Genomic DNA, 20,858 nt, shown 5'->3' with positions numbered 1-20,858 from the left:
GTCCCCGTCGGCTGGGACCCGGTCGATTCTCCACGATCCGCGCCGGGCTGCGTAGTGGCAATTTCGATGAATGGGCGGCAATGCCGCCCATTCCGGTCAGGCATGGCCGCCCACGGAGGGTGTTTCCGCTTCCTGGCGGGCCAGTTCGCGCGCCACGGCTTCCGGCGAACGCGTGTACGGGGCCAGCAGCGAATAGAACGCCGGCACCACGAACAGCGACAGGAACGTGGACACGGTCACGCCGAAGATCACCACCACGCCGATCGTGCCGCGGCTGGCCGAGCCCGGGCCACCGGCCACCACCAGCGGGATCGCACCGACCACGGTGGCGATGGAGGTCATCAGGATCGGACGCAGGCGGACCATGGCCGATTCGACGATGGCCTGGTGGACGTTGCGGCCTTCATCGCGCAGCTGGTTGGCGAACTCCACGATCAGGATGCCGTTCTTGGCCGCCAGGCCGACCAGCATCACGATGCCGATCTGGCTGAACAGGTTGATCGTGCCGCCGCTGACATACAGCCCCAGCAGCGCGCCGAGCACGCCCAGCGGCACGGTCAGCATGATCACCAGCGGATGGATGAAGCTCTCGAACTGCGCGGCCAGCACCAGGAGCACCACCAGCAGGGCCATCGCAAAGGTCAGCAGGACGGCGCTGCCGGCGTTCTGGTACTCGCGCGATTCACCCTTCCAGCTGATCTGCGCGTGCTGCGGCAGCTCTTCACTGGCCACCTGCTGGGCCCAGGCAATGGCTTCACCCAGCGGATAACCCGGGGCTAGGCCGGCATTGATGGTGATCGAGCGCAGCCGGTTGAAGCGGTTGAGGCTGCCGGCCTCGGCCACTTCGCTGAGCGTGACCAGGTTGGACAGTGGCACCAGTTCGCCGCCACTGGCGCGCACGCGGATCGCAGCCAGATCCGACGGCGAGGCCCGGCCTTCGCGACCGGCCTGGACCAGCACGTCGTACTCCTCGCCGTTGTCGACGAAGGTGGTGACGCGGCGCGAGCCCATCATGGTTTCCAGCGCGCTGCCGATCGCGGTGACCGACACACCCAGATCGGCCGCACGCTGGCGGTCGATGTTCACGCGCATCTGCGGGCGCGTTTCCTTGTAGTCCGAATCCGTGCCGACCAGGCCGGGGTTGTCGGCCATGCGCAGCAGCATGCGGTCACGCCACTGCGCGATTTCTGCGTATTCCGGGCCACCGAGCACGATCTGGAACGGCTGCCCCTGGCTGCGGACCAGGCCGCCACCGACCTGGGTGCGCACGCGCACGCCCCGCAGATCATTGAGGTGGGTCTGCAGTTCGGCGGCCACGTCCGGGGTGGAGACATCGCGCTGGCGCCACGGCTGCAGGAACACGCTGATGCGGCCGGTATGCATTTCTTCGCTGGAGCCCCAGCCACCGGGCACGCGCGGGTTGGCACGCACGATCGGCTCGTCCTCGCCGACGAAACCGGAGACGATCTTCTCGACCTGCTGGACCTGGCCGACGGTGTAGTCGAAGCCGGCGCCTTCCGGGCCGTCGATCATGATCTGGAACGAGCCGCGGTCTTCGGCCGGGGCCAGTTCGGAGGGCAGCACCTTGAGCAGCAGCGCGCTGGCCAGCAACGAGAGGATCATCACCACGATGTAGACCCAGGTGCGGGTCACGTGCGCTTCCAGGAAGCGGCCGTACGCGCCCGACAGGCGATCCAGGTTGCGGTTGATGACACCGTGCAGGCCCTTCGGCGCCTGGCCGGTGTGCGGCTTGAGCAGCTTGGAGGCCATCATCGGGGTGAGCGTCAGCGAGACGAACGCGGACAACGCCACCGCCGCGGCCAGCGCGACGGCCAGCTCGCGGAACAGGCGGCCGGTGTTGCCTTCCAGGAAGCCGACCGGCAGGAACACCGCGACCAGCACGGCGGTGGTGGCGATCACCGCGAACGCCACCTGGGTGGTACCGCGTTTGGAGGCGACCAGCGGCGGCTCGCCCAGATCGATGCGGCGCTGGACGTTTTCCACGACCACGATGGCGTCATCCACCACGAGGCCGATACACAGCACCAGCGCGAGCAGGGTCAGCAGATTGATCGAGAAACCGAAGGCATACAGGGCGATGAAGGCGGCGATCAGACAGACCGGCACCGTGACCGCGGGAATCAAGGCGGCACGGAAACTGCCCAGGAACAGCCAGATCACCGCCAGCACCAGCAGCATCGCTTCGACCAGCGTGGCGTAGACGCGATCGACAGCCGCCTCGATGAAGGTGGTGTTGTCGAAGGCGACGAAGATGCGCGTACCTTCCGGCAGCGTGCTGCTGATCCGGTCGGCTTCGGCGCGCGCTTCGCGGGCGACATCCAGCGCGTTGGCGGTGGAGGTCTTGACGATGCCCAGGCCGATATTCGGCTCGCCGTTGCTTCGGTAGTAGGCGCGGCGCTCGGAGGAGGCCAGTTCGATCTTGGCCACATCGCCCATGCGCACCACGTAGCCGTCGGCGCCCTTGCCGAGCGGGATGCCGGCGAAGTCTTCGGGTTTGACGTAGTTGCGCTCCACGCGCAGGGTGAAATCGCGGTCGGTGGATTCGATGCGGCCGGCGGGCAGCTCGACGTTCTCGTTGCGCAGCGCGGTTTCCACATCGCCCACGGTCAAGCCACGCGCGGCGAGCTGGTCGCGGTCCAGCCAGATCCGCATCGCATAGCGCTGGCGGCCACCGATGCGCACCTGGGCCACGCCATCCAGGCTGGAGAAGCGATCGACGATGTAGCGGTCGGCGTAATCGCTCAGCTCCAGCGTATCCATCGAGGTCGAGCTCATGTTGAGCCAGATGATGGGATCGGCGTCGCTCTCGACCTTGGCGATTTCCGGCGGCCGGGCCTCTTCGGGCATGCGGTCGGCGACACGGCTGACCGCATCGCGCACGTCGTTGGCGGCCGCTTCGATATCGCGGTTGGAGGTGAATTCGATGCTGACCTGCGAGCGCCCGTTGGAGCTGCGCGCGTTGATGGTATCGATGCCTTCGATGCCGGCCAGGGCATCTTCCAGCACCTGGGTGATGCGGCTTTCGATGACCGCCGCCGAGGCACCCGTGTAATCGACCGATACCGAGACGATCGGCGGATCGATCGCCGGCAGTTCGCGCAGGGTCAGGCGGGTGAACGACATGAAGCCCAGCACCACCAGCAGCAGGCTCATCACCACGGCGAAGACCGGCCGCTGGATGGAAATATCGGAAAGCTTCATCCGGCGGTGTCCGGTTCAGCCGTGGCAGCGGCGGCCGGCGTGGCCGGTGCAGCCTCTTCGGCCTGGATCTTCAGGCCCGGGCGCAGCTTGCCGGTGCCGTCCACGACGATGCGGTCACCGGCGGCGAGGCCATCGCGGATTTCGACCACGCCGCTGCGGCGCGCGCCGGCGGTGATGTCCACGCGCTCCACCACCTGGTCCGGTTTGACCCGGAACACATACGAATCGCGCCCGACCTGCACCACGGCGATTTCAGGAATCACCAGCGCCTGGCGCTCGGGGCGGAACATGCGCACATCCAGCAGCATGCCCGGGCGCAGGGCGTGGTCGGCGTTGATGAAATCGGCGCGCACGGTCACCGCACGCGTGCCCGGATCCACGCGGGTATCGATGGTGGCGACCTGGCCTTCAAAGTTGCGGCCCGGGTAGGCCACGCTGGTCGCGTTGACCTTGTCGCCGGTGCTCAGCGAGGCCAGCTCGGCTTCGGGCACCTGGAAGTCCACGTGCATGCGCTCGATGTCGTCCAGCGTGGTGATCGCGGTGCTGGGCGTGACCAGCGAACCGGCGCTGACCTGGCGGATGCCGAGCACGCCGGCGAACGGCGCGCGCACGCGGCGATCACCGATATCCGACTGCATCTCACGCACGCGTGCATCGGCGGCATCGCGGATGGCGCGCTGCGTATCCAGGGTGGAGCTGGCCACCAGCTGCTGGGCGGCGAGTTCGCGCTGGCGCTTGTACAGCTGGTCCGCTTCCAGGAAGGTGGCCTGGGCCTGCAGCAGCGCGGCTTCCTGGGCCTGCCCGCGCAGGGTCACCAGCGGCGTACCGGCACTGACCTGCTGCCCGCTTTCGAAGTGCACCGTCTCAATGATTTCGCTGACCTTGGCGGTGACCGTGACCGATTCGCGCGCCTTGGCCGTGCCCAGTGCCTGCAGGGTGTCGCTCCATGCCGAGGTCTGCACCACCTGGGTGGTGACCGGTACGGCGTCTGCCTGCCGGCGAGCGGCCTCGTCTTTGCTGCCACACCCAGCCAACGCGACCAGGGTGATGCCAGCGGCGAAGCGCGCTGCGATGCGTCCCAACATGTAATCCATTCCCGGTTGTTTCTCGACCGCCGAGTGTATAGAGGGGTCGAGCCGGGGCATATGTGCCAAGCGTTTACCGGCCTCTTCACATCCGCTGGTGACAGGCGAAAGCCTTTTCGTGCTGGGGCCTGCACCGGATGTATCGCCATGTATCGACGCATGTCGAAATGCGCGGGCGGCGCCGGGTGGTCGCGCCCGGCAGCGGCAGAGGCCGGGCGGGAGGCTTGGCCCCCGCCCGGCCGTGAGGCTCAGTAACGATAGTTCACTTTCAGCCAGGCGGTGCGGCCGGGCTCGTTGATGCGCACCGGGTCGGCCGGGAAGCCGAAATCGGCGCTGCCGGCCAGGTTCAGGTGCTCGCTGTAGGTGCGGTCGAACAGGTTGTCCACGCCGGCACTGACCAGCAGCGCCGCGTTGACCCGGTAGCTGGCGTTCAAGGCCAGGGTGGCGAAGCCGGCGCTGGGACTCAGATCGCGGGCGACCACGTTGCCCTGCCCGGCTGCCACCCGCCCCTGGCGGGACACGGCACGCGCCAAGGCCCCCACGCTCCAGCGCTCGCCTTCCCAGGCCGTGCTGAACCGGGCTTCCAGCGGCGGCATCTGCGGCAGCGCGCCGCCGTCGCTGCGGTTCTCGCCCCAGGCGTAGGCCAGTGTGCCGCCGAGCTTCCACTGCCGGGCCAGCTGCCATTCCGCACCCGCCTCGGCACCGGCGATGCGCGCGTCGACGTTGGTGGCCTGGCTGGTGCTGCCCATCATGCCGCCGTCGCGGTAGGTGAACAGGATGTAGTCCTGGAGGCGCCCGGCATACGCCGAGACCCAGGCGTTGAGGCGATCGGTGCGGTACTGCAGGCCCAGATCGAGCTGGTTGGTCTTCTCCGGCTGCACACCGGTGAAGGCATTGATCGCGCCCACCGGGCCGAGATCCGGCGAGAACAGTTCCCAGTAGTCGGGCATGCGCTCGCTATGGCCGATCCCGGCGTACCAGGTCAACGCGGGCGCGATGTCGCGCTCGAACCGGACGAAGCCGCTGCCCAGGTTCTCGCGACGGGTCTGCCCGGCGGTCGCATTGGGCATCGCCATCATGCCGGCGGTGGCGCGCTCGTCCTTCACTTCGGCGCGGTCGATGCGCAGGCCACCAACCCAGCGTTGCGCGGTGCCCTCGCCCAGGGTGATCTCGGTGAACGCCCCGAGGTTCTCCAAGCGTGCGTCGGTACGCCACGGCTGCTGGCGGTACACGTTGCGACCCATCGCGTTACGGCTGCGATGACGGCTGTCCTGCGCATCCACGCCGGCCACGATGGCGATGTCCTGCCAGCGCCATTCCGAAGCGATACGGCCACCGGTGGTGCGGCGATCAACGTTGGAGGCCATCGGCATCGGCATGCTGCTGGCCGGGTTCGGCGTGCGCAGCGTGTAGTTGTCCATCACGTGGTCGGCGTCGTTGTAGTACAGGTTGGCCTGCAGCTTGTCCCACGCACCGGGCAGGTTGTCCTTCTCGAAGCGGGCGGCGTAGCTGGTGCGCTTGAACGCGGCACCGTCCATGCCGCGGCCGGCGTAGCGCGCGATCGCATCGCCGGTGCCGGCCGACAGCTCCAGCACGGTATCGGCGTCGGGCGTCCAGCCGACCGCGACATCGCTGTTCCACTTGCGCCACCTGGAGGGCACCACATCGCCGTTGCCGTCCTTGTAGTCATCCGATTCGGAGCGGTTGCCGTTGACGCGCACATAGCCCGGCGATGCGCCGGCGGTGAGATCGAGCACCTGGTCGTTGCGGTTGCGCGAGCCGACCAGCGCACTGGCGTTGATGTCCATGCCCGGTTGATCGAAACGTGGCGTGTCGCGTTCGAAGCGCACTGTCCCGGCCGAGGCACCGGCGCCCCAGCGCACGCTCTGCGGCCCCTTGATGATGGTCAGCCGGTCGAAGGTTTCCGGGGCGATGTAGGACAGCGGGTTGTCCATCCGCGAGGGACACGCGCCGATCAGGTTGCCCTCGTTACTGACGATGTTCAGGCGCGAGCCGAACATGCCGCGCAACACCGGATCGCCGTTGGTGCCGCCGTTGCGGACCGCGGCGAAGCCGGGAACCGTCTTCAGGTAATCGGCGCCATCGCTGGCCGGCACCGGCTGCCGCGGCAGGCGCGGATCGGTGACCCAGTGCAGCGGTGAGGACGGTGCGGTGGCGGTGACCACCAGCGTATCGAGGGTGCGAGCATCGTCATTGGCCGCATGCAGCGGCAGCGCGACCAGGGCCAGCGACAGGGAAACAGACAGGCGCGTCAGTGCGCCCGCGCTGCGGGAAGAAACCGTCATGGTGGAACTCCAGAAAAACACGCAGGCACGCGCCGCCATCACGGCGACACGGGCAGGAAGGGCGGTGGTTTCAGGAGAGTGCGGGCGGGCCGCGCGCGGCGTGGGCCGGCCAGCGCAGGCTGCGAGGCGTGGGGACCGCGCGCAGCACACGCGGTGCGATCACCGGCATCGCCGGCAACAGCAGGATCAGCACCGCCAGCCACGGCATCAGCCGCGAGGCCATCATGCAGTACTCGCAGGCGTCGCCATGCCCGGCATGCTCGCTCATCGGTGGCGATGATGCGGGGGTGCCGTGGGCGCTTGGCAGGGCGTGCGTCGGCATGGGCTGCATCGCCATGTCATGGCGCGCCATGTCGTGCTGCTGCATGTCGTGGTGGTGCAGGTCGCGCTGCGCGATGTCGTGCTGCATGCCATGCCCCGCGTGCGCATCCGGCGGCGCAGGCAGCGCGTGGGTCATGCCGGTCGGCATCAGCATCACCGGCGCCCCGGCATGCGCCTGCTGCCAGCGGCTGAGCAGCGGCGCCAGCGCCATCAGCAGCGTCGCCACGAAGGCAAGCTGCAGAAAAACGGCATACGGGCGACGGCGGACGTTCACCCCGTCATGGTAGCGCCCGACCGTGCGCCGGGCAGCCCGAAACCCTGCGACCAACCGTCGCAGTGGCCTTCTCGAAGCACCCCACCGAACCCCTCAACCTCTGGAGAAAAGCCCCCTTCTGTTGAAGGGGGCGCGCCAACGGCGCGGGGTAGAGGGGGAATGCGCGGGCAGACCATCACCGTCGTCAGACGGTGATGGTCTGCGTCAGCGATTCCCAGGTCGGCGGCAACGGCCAGTTGGCCTCCTGGTTGCCGTCGATCACCCGGCGCAGGTCGCGGGTGTCGATCTGCGGGGCCAGCACGTGCACCAACTCCAGCGCGTAGTCGCGCAGTACGCGGTCGCGCGGCAGCACCGCCCAGGCGATGCACTCGTCGATCGGGGCCGGGGCCGGCCAGGCGCGCAGGTCTTCATCGCTGGCGTTGACCGCCATTTCCGCGAGCAGGCCCACGCCCAGCCCGGTACGTACATAGGTCTTGATCAGGTCCGCATCGAGCGCGGTCAGCGCGATATCCGGGGTCAGCCCGGCGCTGGCAAAGGCGCGCTGGAGCGAGGAGCTCCCGCGGGTGGAGGATTCGTAGCTGATCAGTGGATGGCTGGCGAGCGCCTGCAGATCCGGCGCGGCACCTGGGCGGTCCAGCGCGTGCCCACGTGGCACCAGCACCAGCCGGCGCCAGCGGTACAGCGGAATGGCCAGACCGGCAGTGGGCTCACCACCGGCGGTGCTGATGATGGCGATGTCCGCATCGCCCTGGCTGAGCAGGTCCAGCGCATCGCTTTCGGCGGCCTGCTGCAGGTGCACGCTGACCTGCGGGTAGGCCTGCTTGATCCGCGCCACCGCCGGCGGCAGCACGAAGCGCGCCTGGGTATGGGTGGTGGTGAGCACCAGCTGGCCCTGGCTCTCGCGGCGCTGGTTGGCCGCATAGGTCCGGATATTGTTCGCTTCGCCGAGGACGGCGCGGGCGCGGCCGATCACTTCCACCCCGGCCGGGGTCACCGCTTCCAGGCTGCGGCCCTTGCGTACGAACAGCAGAAAGCCCAGTTCATCCTCCAGCTGCTTGAGCTGCTTGGACAGGCCGGGCTGGGTGGCGTGCACGCGGGACGCCGCCAGCGTGATGTTCAGCTCGGCGTCGGCGATGGCGACCAGATAGCGAAGTTGGGTCAGCGTCATGGGCGGGCGATACGGCGCATGGAGAGGGGGCCATCCGACTGTAGGGCAAATGCCGTCACCAGCTTATAACCAAACGTTGTTTAAGAAGGTAATCAGGTCATTTCGCGCGGTCATATGCCGGCGGTACGGTCTGACCGACCCCGGCCCGGCCGCAAGCGGGCGCCCTGCGCCACCACCGGCCCGAGCCTCCCCTGCCGCTCGGCCTCCGGGCGGCAACGACTTTTCCGGAGCATCCCCATGGCCCTGTACGACTCCATCCTGGACACCATCGGCAACACCCCGGTGGTGCGCCTGCACCGTCTCGCCCCCGAGCACGTCACCCTGTATGCCAAGGTCGAGTCGTTCAACCCCGGCGGCTCGGTCAAGGACCGGCTGGCGCTGGCGATCATTCTCGACGCCGAGGCCAAGGGCCTGCTCAAGCCGGGCGACACCATCGTGGAGGCGACCTCGGGCAACACCGGCGTGGCCCTGGCCATGGTGGCCGCCGCGCGCGGCTACAAGTTCGTGGCCACCATGGTGGAGACCTTCTCCATCGAGCGCCGCAAGCTGATGCGCGCCTATGGCGCCAAGGTGATCCTGACCCCGGCCGCCGAGCGCGGCTCGGGCATGGTGCGCCGGGCGAAGGAACTGGCCGAGGAACATGGCTGGTTCCTGGCCAGCCAGTTCGCCAACCCGGCCAACCCGGCCTATCACCGCAACACGACCGCCCCGGAAATCCTGCGCGATTTCGCCGGCAAGCGGCTGGACTACTTCGTGACCGGCTGGGGCACCGGTGGCACCCTGACCGGGGTCGGCGAGGTACTCAAGGTCGCCCGCCCGGAAACCCGCATCGTCGCCACCGAGCCCGAAGGCGCCGCCCTGCTCAAGGGCGATGAGTGGAAGCCGCACAAGATCCAGGGCTGGACCCCGGACTTCGTGCCGGAGGTGCTCAACCGTGGCGTCTACGACGAACTGCTGACCATCGACGATGCACGGGCGATCGAGACCTCGCGCCGGCTGGCGGCCGAGGAAGGCATTTTCGTAGGCATCTCGGCCGGCGCCACCGTTGCCAGCGCGCTGGACATCGCGGCCAAGGCCGCGCCGGGGTCGGTGATCCTGGCGATGCTGCCCGACACCGGCGAACGCTACTTCTCCACCCCGCTGTTTGCCGATATCAATGAAGGCTCCGACGACGACTGGCTGGCCGGTCTGCCCTGATCCCCCCGTTGGTCCGGAAGAACGCAACGCCCGCCCTGACCGGCGGGCGTTTTGCATGCAGCGCTTCATCTGCGGTGAAGCGATCCGGCGGCATCGTGTGAAGGTCAGCCAGCGCTCGGGCGGGTCGCACTGCCTGAGACGATGATGACGCAGCCTAGATGTCCTGCCGGGTACCGTGCAGGTCAGGCACGTCATTCCGTTGTATGGACCCGGTAACAGTGAGTAAGGAGCGGTACGCATGAAGATCGAAGTGTGGCAGGGCGACATCACGACCCTGGCGGTGGATGCGATCGTCAATGCGGCCAACGAATCCCTGCTGGGCGGCGGCGGCGTGGACGGCGCGATCCATCGCGCGGCCGGCCCGCAGTTGCTCGACGCCTGCCGTGCCCTGCCGGAGATCCGCCCGGGCATGCGCTGCCCGACCGGCGAGGTCCGCCAGACACCGGCCTTCAATCTGCCGGCAAAGCATGTGTTCCACACCGTCGGCCCGGTCTGGCAGGACGGCCTGCGCGATGAGCCGGCACTGCTGGCCAACTGTTATTGGAAGTCGCTGCAGCTGGCCGAGAAGCTGGACGTGGAATCGATCGCGTTCCCGGCCATCAGCTGCGGGGTGTTCGGCTATCCGCTGCACCAGGCTGCGCACATCGCCGCCACCGAGACCCTGACCTGGCAGCGCTCGCACCGCCAGCCGCGCCGGATCATCCTGGTGGCCTACAACGCGGCGACGTTCAAGGCGTACCAGTCGGCGCTGGCTGCACTGGGGCAGCCGGTGGAACCCTCGACCTCGGCGATCTTCGCGCCGCTGGCGTTGGGGCTGCCGCCGGCGGCGGCGCACTGACACCTTCGCCCACGCCATAGACCCACTGGGCGAAGAACGGCTGCAATGAGCGGCCGGCCGCTGCTTCCATCGCCCGCTGGAAATCGACGGTCACCACCGAGCGTCCATCGTTGGCCTGCGTGTAGTCACGGATGCCGCGCCAGAACGCGGCCTCGCCCATTTCCACGCGCAGCAGGTGCAGGACGTAGGCGCCCTTCTGGTACACGACCGCGCGGTCATCGCCGCTCGGCGCGCTCCAGTCGGCATACACCAGCGCGTGATCCGCCCCCTTGGCACGCAGCGCCTCCAGCCGCGTGCGCCAGATCGTCACCTGCGCCTGGTAGGCCGCCTCTCCCTGCGCGTGCTGGAGGTAGGCGGCGGTCATGAAGTTGGCCATGCCCTCGTTGAGCCAGAAATGCTCCCAGCCGGCGCAGGTCACCCGGTTGCCCCACCACTGATGCGCGGCTTCGTGCGCCATCAAGGCGGTCTGGGTGGGATCCTCCAGCAGTTGCTGGCCATAGCGCTCGGACATCAGCGACAACCCGGCCATCTCCTGTCCGATCGTGCGGGCCACCAGCGCCTGCTGGTAGTCACCGCGATACGGCAGGCCGGCGCGGTCGGCGAAGAAGTCGAGCATCTCGCCCGTAGCGGTGAACACGCGCTGCAGCTGCTCGGGCGACCGCTGCATGGACAGGAACCGCAAGCCGGTCGCGCCATGGCGCTGCGTCGCTTCCTGATAGCGGCCGGCCGTGAAGCCATAGACATACCCCGGCATCGGCGTCTTGAGCTGCCAGCGATGTTCGATGCGCCCATCGGGAAGCGTGCGTACCGGCAGCGCGCGACCGGTGCCGGCGGCCAACAGGCCCGCCGGCAGGGTCACGGACAGGTCCAGCGTGGCGCGCTCGTCGGGGGCATCCACCGAGGGCATCCACTGGCTGGTCGAGAAAATCGTGTAGACCTCATCGCGCTCGGGCGCGAATTCCAGGCCATACGGCGGTTCGCCGTGATAGTGGATCGTCACGCTGGAGGTGGCTTCCCGTGCGAGTGGTTCGGCCAGCGTGATCCGCACCTTCGCCGCGTGCTGCTCGAAGTCCAGCGCGTGATCCCCCTGCATCACGGCCGTCACTTTGAGCGAACCGCTGTCCAGGGTCACTGCGCGCAGTTCCTGCTCGGCTCTGAACCGCAGCGTCTGCTGCCCGGTGACGCGCTTGTTGGCGATGTCGGGCACCAGCGCGACGTCGTAATGCAGTACATCAAAGCCGCGCGGCGCCACTGCGTACGCTGGTGCGCTCCCCAGCAGCCATGGCACTACGCACAGCGAGACACAGAGACGTACGACCATGGGATCCATCCACGCGAAGATGGATCCCATCGTGCCAGAGCACGCGTGCATGTGCGCACCACTGTCCCGCCCAAACAAAAACGCCGGCATAAGGCCGGCGTTTTCGTTGACGGTGGTCAGGCGTGAATCAGCCGTTCCACTTGCCCAGGGCGGCCTGGCCGTTTTCCTTGGCGCGATCGTAGATCGTCTGCTGCGCCTTGGCGACGTTGGCCTTGGTGTCCTTGGCCCACAGCTTCAGCGCGGCCTGCTGCATCGCGCGGCCGTAGGAGAAGCTCAGCGGCCACGGCAGGTTGCCCATCTGGTTCATGGCGTTCAGATGCGCGGTGGACTGCTCATCGCTCTGGCCACCCGACAGGAACACCACGCCCGGCAGGATCGCCGGCACGGTGCTCTTGAGGCACATCACGGTCGACTCGGCCACTTCCTCGACGTCGGCCTGCTCTTCGCAGCCCTTGCCGGAGATGACCATCGAGGCCTTCAGGATGGTGCCTTCCAGCAGCACGTTCTGCTGGTACAGCGCGTCGAACAGCGAACGCAGGGTGGCTTCGGTGACTTCGTAGCAGGTCTCGATGTCGTGGTCGCCGTCCATGATCACTTCCGGCTCGACCATCGGCACCAGGCCACATTCCTGGCACAGCGCGGCGTAACGGGCCAGCGCGTGGGCGTTGGACTCGATGCAGGTGCCCGACGGGATGCTTTCGCCGATGTTGATGACCGCACGCCACTTGGCGAAGCGCGCACCCAGCTTGTAGTACTCCTGCAGGCGCTCACGCAGGCCGTCCAGGCCTTCGGTGACCAGCTCGCCCGGGCAGCCGGCCAGGGCATGGGCGCCCTTGTCGACCTTGATGCCTGGAATGATGCCCTGGGCCGCCATGTACTTGGCGAACGGGACGCCGTCCTTGGTGGACTGACGGATGGTCTCGTCGTACAGGATCGCGCCGGAGATGTGCTCGTTCAGCTTGGGCGTGGTGAGCAGCAGTTCGCGGTAGGCGCGACGGTTCTCCTCGGTGTTCTCCAGGCCGACGCTGGCGAAGCGCTTGCCGATGGTGCCGGTGGATTCGTCGATCGCGATGATGCCCTTGCCCGGGGCGACCATGGCCTGTGCGGTTTCAGCCAGCTGTTCGATGCTCATGTACTTCCTGTGGCGGGTGCGGGAAAACGCCAATTATAGACCCCGCCTCCCGTGAACTGACCGTCCACGGAATCTGGAAACGATTCCATCTGAAACGACGAACCCGCGCGGCCGTAAAGCCACGCGGGTCCGGGTGTTGCGCGGGGGGTCGGTTAAAGCTCGCCCAGGCCGCTGGCACGGCCGTCTTCGCCCACTTCCAGCAGGCGCAGCGTGTTGGTGGCGCCATGGGTTTCCATGTGTTCGCCACTGGTGAAGACCACGCGGTCGCCGCCCTGCAGCTGGTTCGCTTCGAACAGCAGGCGGATGCTGCCACGTGCGGCTTCGCGCGGGGTCAGGCCGCGGCTGTCGAAGTTGATCGGGAACACATCGCGCATCAGCGCCATCTGGCGGCGCGCGCCGTCATGGCGGGTCACCGCGAACACCGGGGCCGAGGCACGGAAGCGCGACAGGTAACGCGCGGTGCCACCGGATTCGGTCATCGCCACGATCGCGCGCACGCCCACGTGCTGGGACAGGAACATGGTGGCCATGGCGATCGCCTGGTCGGCGCGTTCCAGGTTGCGCGGCGAGGCGCCGAAGTCCGTCTCGGTCTGGAACTGGCGTTCGGCACCCAGGCAGATGCGGGCCATCGCTTCGACCGCCTTGACCGGGTACATGCCGGCGGCGGTTTCGGCCGACAGCATCACCGCATCGGTACCGTCGATGACCGAGTTGGCCACGTCCAGCACTTCGGCGCGGGTCGGGATCGGGCTTTCCACCATCGACTGCAGCATCTGGGTGGCGGTGATCACCACCTTGTTCTGCGCCAGCGAGGCCTTGATGATCTTCTTCTGCAGGCCCGGGAGTTCGGCATCGCCGATTTCCACGCCCAGATCACCACGCGCCACCATCACCACGTCACTGGCGTCGACGATCTCTTCCAGGTTGTCGATCGCTTCGGTGCGCTCGATCTTGGAGACCAGCGCGGCGTAGCAGCCGTGCGACTCGGCGATCTCGCGCGCATCGTTCATGTCCTGCGCATTGCGGCAGAACGAGACGGCGATGAAGTCCACGCCGATCTTGGCCACGATGCCGATCAGTTCTTTGTCACGCTCGGTCAGCGCGCCCAGCGACAGGCCACCGCCCTGCTTGTTCAGGCCCTTGCGGTCGGACAGCACGCCATCGTTGAGCACGGTGTTGATGATGCGCTCGCCCTGCACTTCGGTGACCTGCAGCTGCATCAGGCCATCGTCGAGCAGCAGGATGTCACCGGCGGTCACGTCCTGCGGCAGGCCCAGGTAGCTCACGCCGACCTGGGTGGTGTCGCCGGCCGGCGCATTCGGCGAGGCGACCAGGTCGAAGCGGTCACCGGCCTTGAGCTTGATCTTGCCTTCGGCGAAACGCTCGATGCGGATCTTCGGGCCCGGCAGGTCGGCCAGGATGCCCACTTCCACGCCCACGCGGGCGGCCGCGGCACGCACATCGGCGGCGCGCTTGGCCTGGCCGGACGGGTCACCGTGGCTGAAGTTGAGGCGAACCACGTTCACGCCGGCGCGGAAGAGATCCTCCAGCACGCCCGGCGGGTCGGTGGCCGGTCCGAGGGTGGCGAGGATCTTGGTGCGACGCTGACGCTCAATCATGGTTAAGGGGCTCCCGTTAAAGGAGCGAAATTAGCACACCCTTCACGTCCCATGAATACGTTTACAGCATTGGCGCAGTTGGGTTTCGCTGTTGTCCTGCAGACAGCGCGAGACGACCGGGCGGACAGCGCATTGGCTGCCCGCCGGCCAGCGCCAGCCCCGGCGGGGCTTTGCGCAGGACATGCGGCGGCGTACGGGACGCCGCCGGGTGCCTCAATCGATCAGCGTGAGCAGCTCATCGGGGGCCTGCGCCAGGTGCTCCGCACCGGCCGCCGTGAGTTCTTCGGCACCGCCAAAGCCCCACAACACGCCGATATTGCGCAAGCCGTGATGACGCGCGCCTTCGATATCCATGCGCCGGTCGCCGATCATCCAGCACTGGGCCGGGGTCAACGACAGCCGGTGCAGGGCCTCGGCGACCAGCTGCGGCTTCTCGCTGCGGCTGCCGTCCGGGGTGGCCCCGATCACGTCCTCGAAGCAGTCGCCGAACGGCAGGTGCTCGACGATGCGCCGCGCGTGCGGCTCGTTCTTGGCGGTGACGATCGCCAGCCGGTGGCCGCGATCCTTCAACGCCTGCACGACCTGGCCGATCCGCGGGTAGACCTCATGCTCGCGCCAGCCGACCACGTCGAAGCGCTCGCGGTAGTACGTCACCGCCTGCTCGACCTGGGCCGGGTCAGTGAACAACGGCGCGAAGCTGGTCCGCAGCGACGGCCCGATCCAGCGCCGCAGCTCGGCCTGCGGCGGGACCGGCTGGCCCATCTGCGTGAGCGCATGCGCCACGCACTGGGTGATCCCGACGGCCGAATCGATCAGCGTGCCGTCGAGGTCGAAGAACAGCACATCGCGGCTCACGAGCCGCGGGCCTCCAGCGCGGCGACGGCCGGCAGGGTCTTGCCTTCCAGGAACTCCAGGAAGGCGCCGCCACCAGTGGAGATGTAGCTCACCTCGCCCGCGATGTCGTACTTGTCCACTGCGGCCAGGGTGTCGCCACCGCCCGCGATCGAGAACGCCGGCGAGGCGGCGATGGCACGGGCCAGCGCTTCGGTGCCATGGCTGAAGGCCTCGAACTCGAACACGCCGACCGGGCCGTTCCAGACCACGGTGCCCGCCTTGGCGATCAGGCCCGCATAGTGCTGGGCGGTATCCGGGCCGATATCCAGGATCAGGTCATCCTCGGCCACGTCGGCGACGGCCTTCACCGTGGCTTCGGCGTCGGGCAGGAACTGCTTGGCCACGACCACGTCGGTCGGCAGCGGGATGTCAGCGCCACGCGCCTTGGCATCGGCCACGATCTTCTTCGCGGTGTCCAGCAGGTCCGGCTCATACAGCGACTTGCCGACGGAATGACCGGCGGCCGCGATGAAGGTGTTGGCGATGCCGCCGCCGACGATCAGCTGGTCGACCTTGCCGACCAGGCTGGAGAGCAGCTCCAGCTTGGTGCTGACCTTGCTGCCGGCCACGATCGCCAGCAGCGGCTGGGCCGGGGCAAGCAGCGCCTTGGCCAGCGCGTCCAGTTCGGCCATCAGCAGCGGGCCGCCGGCAGCGACCGGAGCGAAGCGGATCACGCCATGGGTGGAGGCCTGTGCACGGTGCGCGGTGCCGAAGGCATCCATCACGAACACATCGCAGAGCGCGGCGTACTTCTTCGCCAGCGCTTCATCGTCCTTGCCTTCGCCCACATTCATCCGGCAGTTTTCCAGCAGCACGATCGAGCCCGGCGCGACCTGCACGCCGTCCACCCAATCGCGCACCAGCGGCACCTCGACACCCAGCAGCTGCGACAGGCGCAGCGCCACCGGCGCCAGGGATTCGGCCTCGCTCCACACGCCTTCCTTGGGACGCCCCAGGTGCGAGGTCACCATCACGGCAGCGCCCTTCTCCAGGGCCAGCTTCAGCGTCGGCAGCGAGGCGGTGATGCGCTGCTCGGAGGTGATCTGGCCGTTGTCGATCGGCACGTTCAGATCCTGGCGGATCAGCACGCGCTTGCCGGAGAGATCGAGGTCGGTCATGCGAACAATGGACATAAGCAACTCTTTGGCTCTGAAGAAGGAAAGGCGCCGCGCGGCGCAGACCGTCATTGTCCCGGCTGGCGCGGTGCATCGCAAATCCAGTGGGAAAGGCGCAGTGGCGAGTGTTGGTCGTCGCGCGCGGACAGGCCGTACCGACCAACGATCGGTACCTACCCGTTCCGGTGTGGCTGGCGCAGCAGGCTGAGCGCGAACCCGCCGACGATCAGCACGCCGATCACCAGCAGGGCCCACAGCAGCCACTGCTTCCAGTCGCGCTGCGCTGCCAGCGCAGCATCGCCGGCGAGCACTTCCGGTGCGCCGTGCACGGTGGCCTGTGCCGGCTGCCACTGCGCGCCATGCTGTTGGCGCAGTTGGGCGATCACGGTGGCGACCGGCGCGTCCTGGCGCTCGGCGCGCACGCTGCCGGCGGCCACCGCATACGGCGGCTCGCCCTGGCTGAGGAACACCAGCGTTTCAGGCTGGTAACCGAGCTTGAGCGTTGGCGCCGGCATCGACTGCGGCTGGCCCGCGATCAGTTTCCAGTAACGATCGCGCGTGCTGCGCGTCAGCGGCTGGGTCTGGGATTGGCGGCGGTCGGCGGCGTCCTGCAGCTGATAAGCCACCCACGGGCCTGCGCGCACCTGCCATGGCTGGCCGGCGTCATCGCGGCTCAACAGCGTCCACTGCACCACGCTGTTGTCGGCGGTGGCGATGTCGGCCTGCGCGATCGGGAAGCGCCCATCGAGTTGATATTCAAACTCGCCCGGCTTGCCGGCGGTGCCGCTCAACGATTGCCAGCGCCAGGCGATCGCCTGCGCGGTCGGCACCAGCTCGGCCTGCACGGTGGACAGCGCCGGCAACGCATCCGCGCCGATCGGCAGGATCCGGAAATACCTGGCCTGGCGCGCGATCTCGATGCGGCGCTGCTGCAGGCGGCGGCCTTCGTGCTGCAGGTCGACCAGCGGCACATCGTCGGCGATGCGCAGCCAGTCGCGCAGGTCGTTGCTCATTTCCACCCGCACGCGCGCCTGCAGGGGCACCTGGGTCTGCCAATCCAGGCGCAGTGCCTGCACCCCGGTCTTGAGCGCACTGGCATCGATCAGCCAGCCCGCCGGTTGCCCGGCCGCCCCACCCCGCCCCAGGCGCGCTTCCACCCGGCGCACGCTGCCATCGGTGTTGCGCTCGGTGAGCAACTGCAGGTCATCGCCGGAGGTGCCCGCCATGGGGGGCAGCGGGAACCAGGACAGCGTCTGCCATTGCGGTGCCTGGGCCAGCGGCTGGTCGGCCGCGAGCAACGCCGAGGGCAGTGCCTGACCTTGTGCATTGAACACCTGCACATCGGCCAGGCGTGGCGACACCGCGGTGCGGTACACCCCGTCATCCAGGGTCAACCGATATGCACCAGCCTGGGGTTGCGCGAGCTGCAGCGGCCATTGCTGGCGGTACGCCTGGCGGTCATCGGCGGTCTGCGCCAGCGCCGGCAGTGCGAATGCGGCAAGGAGGATCAGCGGGCGGAAGGTCTTCAAGGGTGCGGCTCCACGGCAGGGTCCGGCGCGCGGGGCGGCGCCGGTGCCAGATAACCCACGACCGTGCACAGCAGGCCGTAGGCGATGAAGGAAGAAATGCCGAGCAGGTTGCCCAGGTGCTGCCGGTCGATCAGCACCAGCTTGGCCAGCACGACGCCCATCAGCACCGCACCGACCAGCCACAGCGCGCGCTGCCCGCGGCGCGAGCCCCATACCCAGCTGATCACGCCGAGCACGCTCCACACCACGGTCAGGCTGGTCTGGGCCAGGGTGGAGGACCACAGGCGTTCGTTCCACGGCACCCCGCCCCAGTGATGCACGGCATGCAGGGTGATGCTGGTCAGCGCGACGAAGCCGGCAATGGCCAGCAGCGGAATGCGGAGGGCGCGCAGGCCGTCGGGCGCGTGCGCGGACCACAGCCAGCGCGCGGCCAGCACCAGCACCGCCAGCTGCGCCAGCTCCACCGGGTTGAGCAGCGGCAGCCACGGCAACGGCGCGGCGCCGGCCGGAACCAGCAACAGGCCGGCCCAGCTCACGCCCAGCACGGCGAACAAGGTGATCTGCAGCGGCGTACGCATCGGGTCGAAGCGCTCGCCCAGCGGCACCGTCAGCCAGCGCCAGCGCAACAACGCGACCGCCGTGACCAGCAGCCACGGCAACAGCATCAGGGCCAGGCCCCAGCCCCGCGCCAGCGCGAAGCGATCGGCCAGCCACAGGCTGGCCAGCGACACCACCGACGGCCACAGCAGCCACCACAGGAACTGCGCCGCCAGCGAGGTGCGGTCGTCGCCCCCGCGCAGGCACCAGAGGCTGCGCACGCCCAGCAGCGCGAACACCGCCCAGGCCAGCGCGCCATAGCCGGCGAACGGTTGGTCATGTACATCGGCCTGCCACAGCGCCAACGGGAAGGCGGCCAGCACCATCGCCAGCGTGGTCAGCACCAGCGCACGCGCCGGCCAGCGGCGATGCATCTCGGCGGCCAGCCAACCGGTCACGGCTGCGGCGATCAGCAGCGCATCGGGCTCGGTGCGGTGGGTGACGAAGCGCAGGATCTCGTGACTGAGGCTGCCCAGCCACCACAGCAGGCCCCACAGGTAGTACACGATGGCCGGCGCATCGCGCTGCGCGCGGCGGTAGCTGAAGGCCGCCGCAAAACCGGCCAGCGCCAGCAGCAAGCCACTCATGAAGGTCGGGTTGGCGATGGCGGTGGCATCCAGGTGCCAGTAGTCCGCGCCCACGACGAAGCCGAACGCGGCCCCCAGGGTCAGCACTGCCCCGCTGACCTGTGGCAGCCAGCGTTGCTGGCGCAGGCCCAGCCAGGCCAGCGCGGCACCTTCCAGTGCGAACACACTGGCGGTGGCGCGTGCAGACAGCGCCAGCGGCACCGCCAACGTGGCGAAGCCGACCGCGAGTACCGCATGCGACTGGCCGAGCGCAGCGTAGCGCTCACGCTTGATCAACGCCCACGCCAGGCCTGCATACAACGCAGCCAGTGCCAGCGAACACAACGCCAGCAGCAGGCGGTCGTCATGCAGCAGGCCGGCCTGTAGCGAGAAGGCGATCAGCGGCGTGCCGAACACCAGGCTGCCATCGATCAGGTCGCGCTTTTCCGCACTCTGCCGGCGCGCATAGAGGATCGGGATCAGCAGATAGAAGGCGAAGAACAGCAGCAGGAACGGCTCGGTGCTGGCGAACTTGTCGGCGCTGTACTGGAGCACGCCCCAGGCCGTCCCGATGCCGAAGGTGAAGGCGAAACCGAGCAGGTTCAGGGCGCGCCACGGGCGCCACCAGGCAATCGCCAGGATCGCTGCATTGAGCACGGCGTAATACGAGAACAGCGCGACATGGTTGCCGCTGCCGGTGGACAGCCAGATCGGCGCCATGAAGCCGGCCAGGATGCCGAGCACGGCCAGCGTGCGCGAGTTCTGCACCACCGCCAGCACGCCCATGCCGGCGATCAGCAACACGCTGAGCACGAAAGCGGGCGCGGCAGGCATCAGGTCATAGCGTTTGAACGCGGCGAAAATGGTCAGCAACAGGATGCCGATCGCCCCGCCCTGCAATGCCAGCGCGAACATGCGCCGGGTATCGCGCTGCACCCAGCCGAATACCAGCCCGGCCAGCGCCGCCACGGCGATGGCGGCCAGGCGCAGCTCGATCGGTGCATTCAACCAGCCCTGGTCGCTGGCGTACTTGAGCAGTGCGGCCACGCCGGCCAGCAGCACCAGCATGCCGATCTTGACCGGCACATTGCCTTCGGTGAACCACTGTTTGAGGGTGCCGACGAGCCGCTCGCCGATGCCGGGGCCCTGCGGTTCGGGCGGGGCGACCGGCTGCGCGGGCGGGGGCGGCAATGGCGGCAATGGCGGCGGTTGCGCCACGTCGATCACCGGTTCGATCCTCGGCTCCAGCGCCTCGGCGGCCGTCGTGGAGACAGGCGCAGAGGTGGCCCTCGCGGCGCCGACGGTGTCGACCGATGCCAGGTCGGTCCAGTGCAGCGACCTTTCCCGCTCCGCCGGCGCCGGCGCCGGCGCCGGTGAAGCCTCCCAGGCGGACCCGGCGGCGCGCTGCTCCAGCGCGGCGACGCGTCGGCGCAGCCCGGCGATCATCACCAGCGCCACGATCAGCAGCAGCGGGATCGCCAGCAGTACCAGCACCAGCAGGACAATCAGAGCTTCCATTCCAGGCCATCCTCAAGAGGTCGCCACGGCTGTACCCGGTAGGCACAGTGCCGGCGGCACGCGGGCCATGCTAATGGATCGGCGGCAGGCGCGGGATCAACGCCCCGCAGCGCCTGCCTGAAACGACAGACCCCGGCACGGGGCCGGGGTCTGTGG

Annotated in this window: 14 protein-coding genes; 2 read left to right on the top strand and 12 right to left on the bottom strand. The window is 68.3% G+C overall.

Features of this window, described 5'->3' with window-relative positions; translation table 11 throughout:
- Positions 1 to 96 precede the first annotated feature (96 nt).
- From NJD74_RS00880 to NJD74_RS00860, 5 genes are all read right to left on the bottom strand, one after another.
- Entirely contained in the window at positions 97 to 3,222 is a 3,126-nt protein-coding gene (locus NJD74_RS00880) for an efflux RND transporter permease subunit (protein WP_319623476.1), read from the bottom strand.
- On the bottom strand, positions 3,219 to 4,307 hold the full coding sequence (locus NJD74_RS00875; RefSeq protein WP_070471401.1) for an efflux RND transporter periplasmic adaptor subunit: 1,089 nt from the start codon (positions 4,305 to 4,307) through the stop codon (positions 3,219 to 3,221). Before NJD74_RS00875 ends, NJD74_RS00880 begins: the two co-directional genes overlap by 4 nt.
- 248 nt (positions 4,308 to 4,555) lie before the next feature.
- Complete coding sequence (locus tag NJD74_RS00870) at positions 4,556 to 6,613, bottom strand: TonB-dependent copper receptor (RefSeq protein ID WP_070471399.1); 2,058 nt, start codon at positions 6,611 to 6,613, stop codon at positions 4,556 to 4,558.
- 70 nt (positions 6,614 to 6,683) lie between these two features.
- Positions 6,684 to 7,145 carry a hypothetical protein gene (locus NJD74_RS00865; RefSeq protein ID WP_319623615.1) on the bottom strand — a complete coding sequence of 154 codons (462 nt, stop codon included), beginning with the start codon at positions 7,143 to 7,145 and terminating at the stop codon, positions 6,684 to 6,686.
- A gap of 247 nt (positions 7,146 to 7,392) precedes the next feature.
- Complete coding sequence (locus NJD74_RS00860; protein ID WP_019183912.1) at positions 7,393 to 8,376, bottom strand: LysR family transcriptional regulator; 984 nt, start codon at positions 8,374 to 8,376, stop codon at positions 7,393 to 7,395.
- Between the two features lie 237 nt (positions 8,377 to 8,613).
- Between NJD74_RS00860 and cysK the strand changes: the two genes are divergently transcribed.
- Together cysK and NJD74_RS00850 are read left to right on the top strand one after the other, a co-directional pair.
- Entirely contained in the window at positions 8,614 to 9,573 is a 960-nt protein-coding gene (cysK, locus tag NJD74_RS00855; protein ID WP_019183911.1) for a cysteine synthase A, read from the top strand.
- Positions 9,574 to 9,811: 238 nt separating this feature from the next.
- Complete coding sequence (locus NJD74_RS00850) at positions 9,812 to 10,411, top strand: O-acetyl-ADP-ribose deacetylase (protein WP_019183910.1); 600 nt, start codon at positions 9,812 to 9,814, stop codon at positions 10,409 to 10,411.
- Here the strand turns inward: NJD74_RS00850 and NJD74_RS00845 are convergent.
- The 7 genes from NJD74_RS00845 to NJD74_RS00815 form a co-directional block, all read right to left on the bottom strand.
- Complete coding sequence (locus tag NJD74_RS00845; RefSeq protein WP_319623475.1) at positions 10,302 to 11,732, bottom strand: M1 family metallopeptidase; 1,431 nt, start codon at positions 11,730 to 11,732, stop codon at positions 10,302 to 10,304. The genes NJD74_RS00850 and NJD74_RS00845 overlap by 110 nt on opposite strands.
- 127 nt (positions 11,733 to 11,859) lie before the next feature.
- Positions 11,860 to 12,864: a class I fructose-bisphosphate aldolase gene (locus tag NJD74_RS00840; protein WP_019183908.1), complete on the bottom strand. Its 1,005-nt coding sequence runs from the start codon at positions 12,862 to 12,864 to the stop codon at positions 11,860 to 11,862.
- Between the two features lie 152 nt (positions 12,865 to 13,016).
- Entirely contained in the window at positions 13,017 to 14,483 is a 1,467-nt protein-coding gene (pyk, locus tag NJD74_RS00835; protein ID WP_019183907.1) for a pyruvate kinase, read from the bottom strand.
- 213 nt (positions 14,484 to 14,696) lie between these two features.
- Positions 14,697 to 15,338, bottom strand: coding sequence for an HAD-IA family hydrolase (locus NJD74_RS00830; protein ID WP_070471195.1), 642 nt, complete (start codon positions 15,336 to 15,338; stop codon positions 14,697 to 14,699).
- On the bottom strand, positions 15,335 to 16,510 hold the full coding sequence (locus NJD74_RS00825; RefSeq protein ID WP_019183905.1) for a phosphoglycerate kinase: 1,176 nt from the start codon (positions 16,508 to 16,510) through the stop codon (positions 15,335 to 15,337). The genes NJD74_RS00830 and NJD74_RS00825 overlap by 4 nt, the downstream gene beginning before the upstream one ends.
- A 155-nt stretch (positions 16,511 to 16,665) precedes the next feature.
- A complete protein-coding gene (locus NJD74_RS00820) occupies positions 16,666 to 18,021 on the bottom strand; it encodes a DUF3999 domain-containing protein (RefSeq protein ID WP_319623474.1) in 1,356 nt (451 codons plus the stop codon).
- A complete protein-coding gene (locus NJD74_RS00815) occupies positions 18,018 to 20,702 on the bottom strand; it encodes a DUF2339 domain-containing protein (RefSeq protein WP_319623473.1) in 2,685 nt (894 codons plus the stop codon). Before NJD74_RS00815 ends, NJD74_RS00820 begins: the two co-directional genes overlap by 4 nt.
- Positions 20,703 to 20,858 lie beyond the last annotated feature (156 nt).

It is taken from the genome of Stenotrophomonas sp. RG-453 (assembly GCF_033843685.1).
GTDB lineage: Bacteria > Pseudomonadota > Gammaproteobacteria > Xanthomonadales > Xanthomonadaceae > Stenotrophomonas > Stenotrophomonas bentonitica_A.
This window is presented reverse-complemented; position numbering and strand designations above follow the sequence as displayed.

Coding starts and splice junctions, on each gene's coding strand:
- NJD74_RS00880 (WP_319623476.1), bottom strand. CDS start 3,222: ATGAAGCTTTCCGATATTTCCATCCAGCGGCCGGTCTTCGCCGTGGTG.
- NJD74_RS00875 (WP_070471401.1), bottom strand. CDS start 4,307: ATGTTGGGACGCATCGCAGCGCGCTTCGCCGCTGGCATCACCCTGGTC.
- NJD74_RS00870 (WP_070471399.1), bottom strand. CDS start 6,613: ATGACGGTTTCTTCCCGCAGCGCGGGCGCACTGACGCGCCTGTCTGTT.
- NJD74_RS00865 (WP_319623615.1), bottom strand. CDS start 7,145: ATGGCGCTGGCGCCGCTGCTCAGCCGCTGGCAGCAGGCGCATGCCGGG.
- NJD74_RS00860 (WP_019183912.1), bottom strand. CDS start 8,376: ATGACGCTGACCCAACTTCGCTATCTGGTCGCCATCGCCGACGCCGAG.
- cysK (WP_019183911.1), top strand. CDS start 8,614: ATGGCCCTGTACGACTCCATCCTGGACACCATCGGCAACACCCCGGTG.
- NJD74_RS00850 (WP_019183910.1), top strand. CDS start 9,812: ATGAAGATCGAAGTGTGGCAGGGCGACATCACGACCCTGGCGGTGGAT.
- NJD74_RS00845 (WP_319623475.1), bottom strand. CDS start 11,732: ATGGTCGTACGTCTCTGTGTCTCGCTGTGCGTAGTGCCATGGCTGCTG.
- NJD74_RS00840 (WP_019183908.1), bottom strand. CDS start 12,864: ATGAGCATCGAACAGCTGGCTGAAACCGCACAGGCCATGGTCGCCCCG.
- pyk (WP_019183907.1), bottom strand. CDS start 14,483: ATGATTGAGCGTCAGCGTCGCACCAAGATCCTCGCCACCCTCGGACCG.
- NJD74_RS00825 (WP_019183905.1), bottom strand. CDS start 16,510: ATGTCCATTGTTCGCATGACCGACCTCGATCTCTCCGGCAAGCGCGTG.
- NJD74_RS00815 (WP_319623473.1), bottom strand. CDS start 20,702: ATGGAAGCTCTGATTGTCCTGCTGGTGCTGGTACTGCTGGCGATCCCG.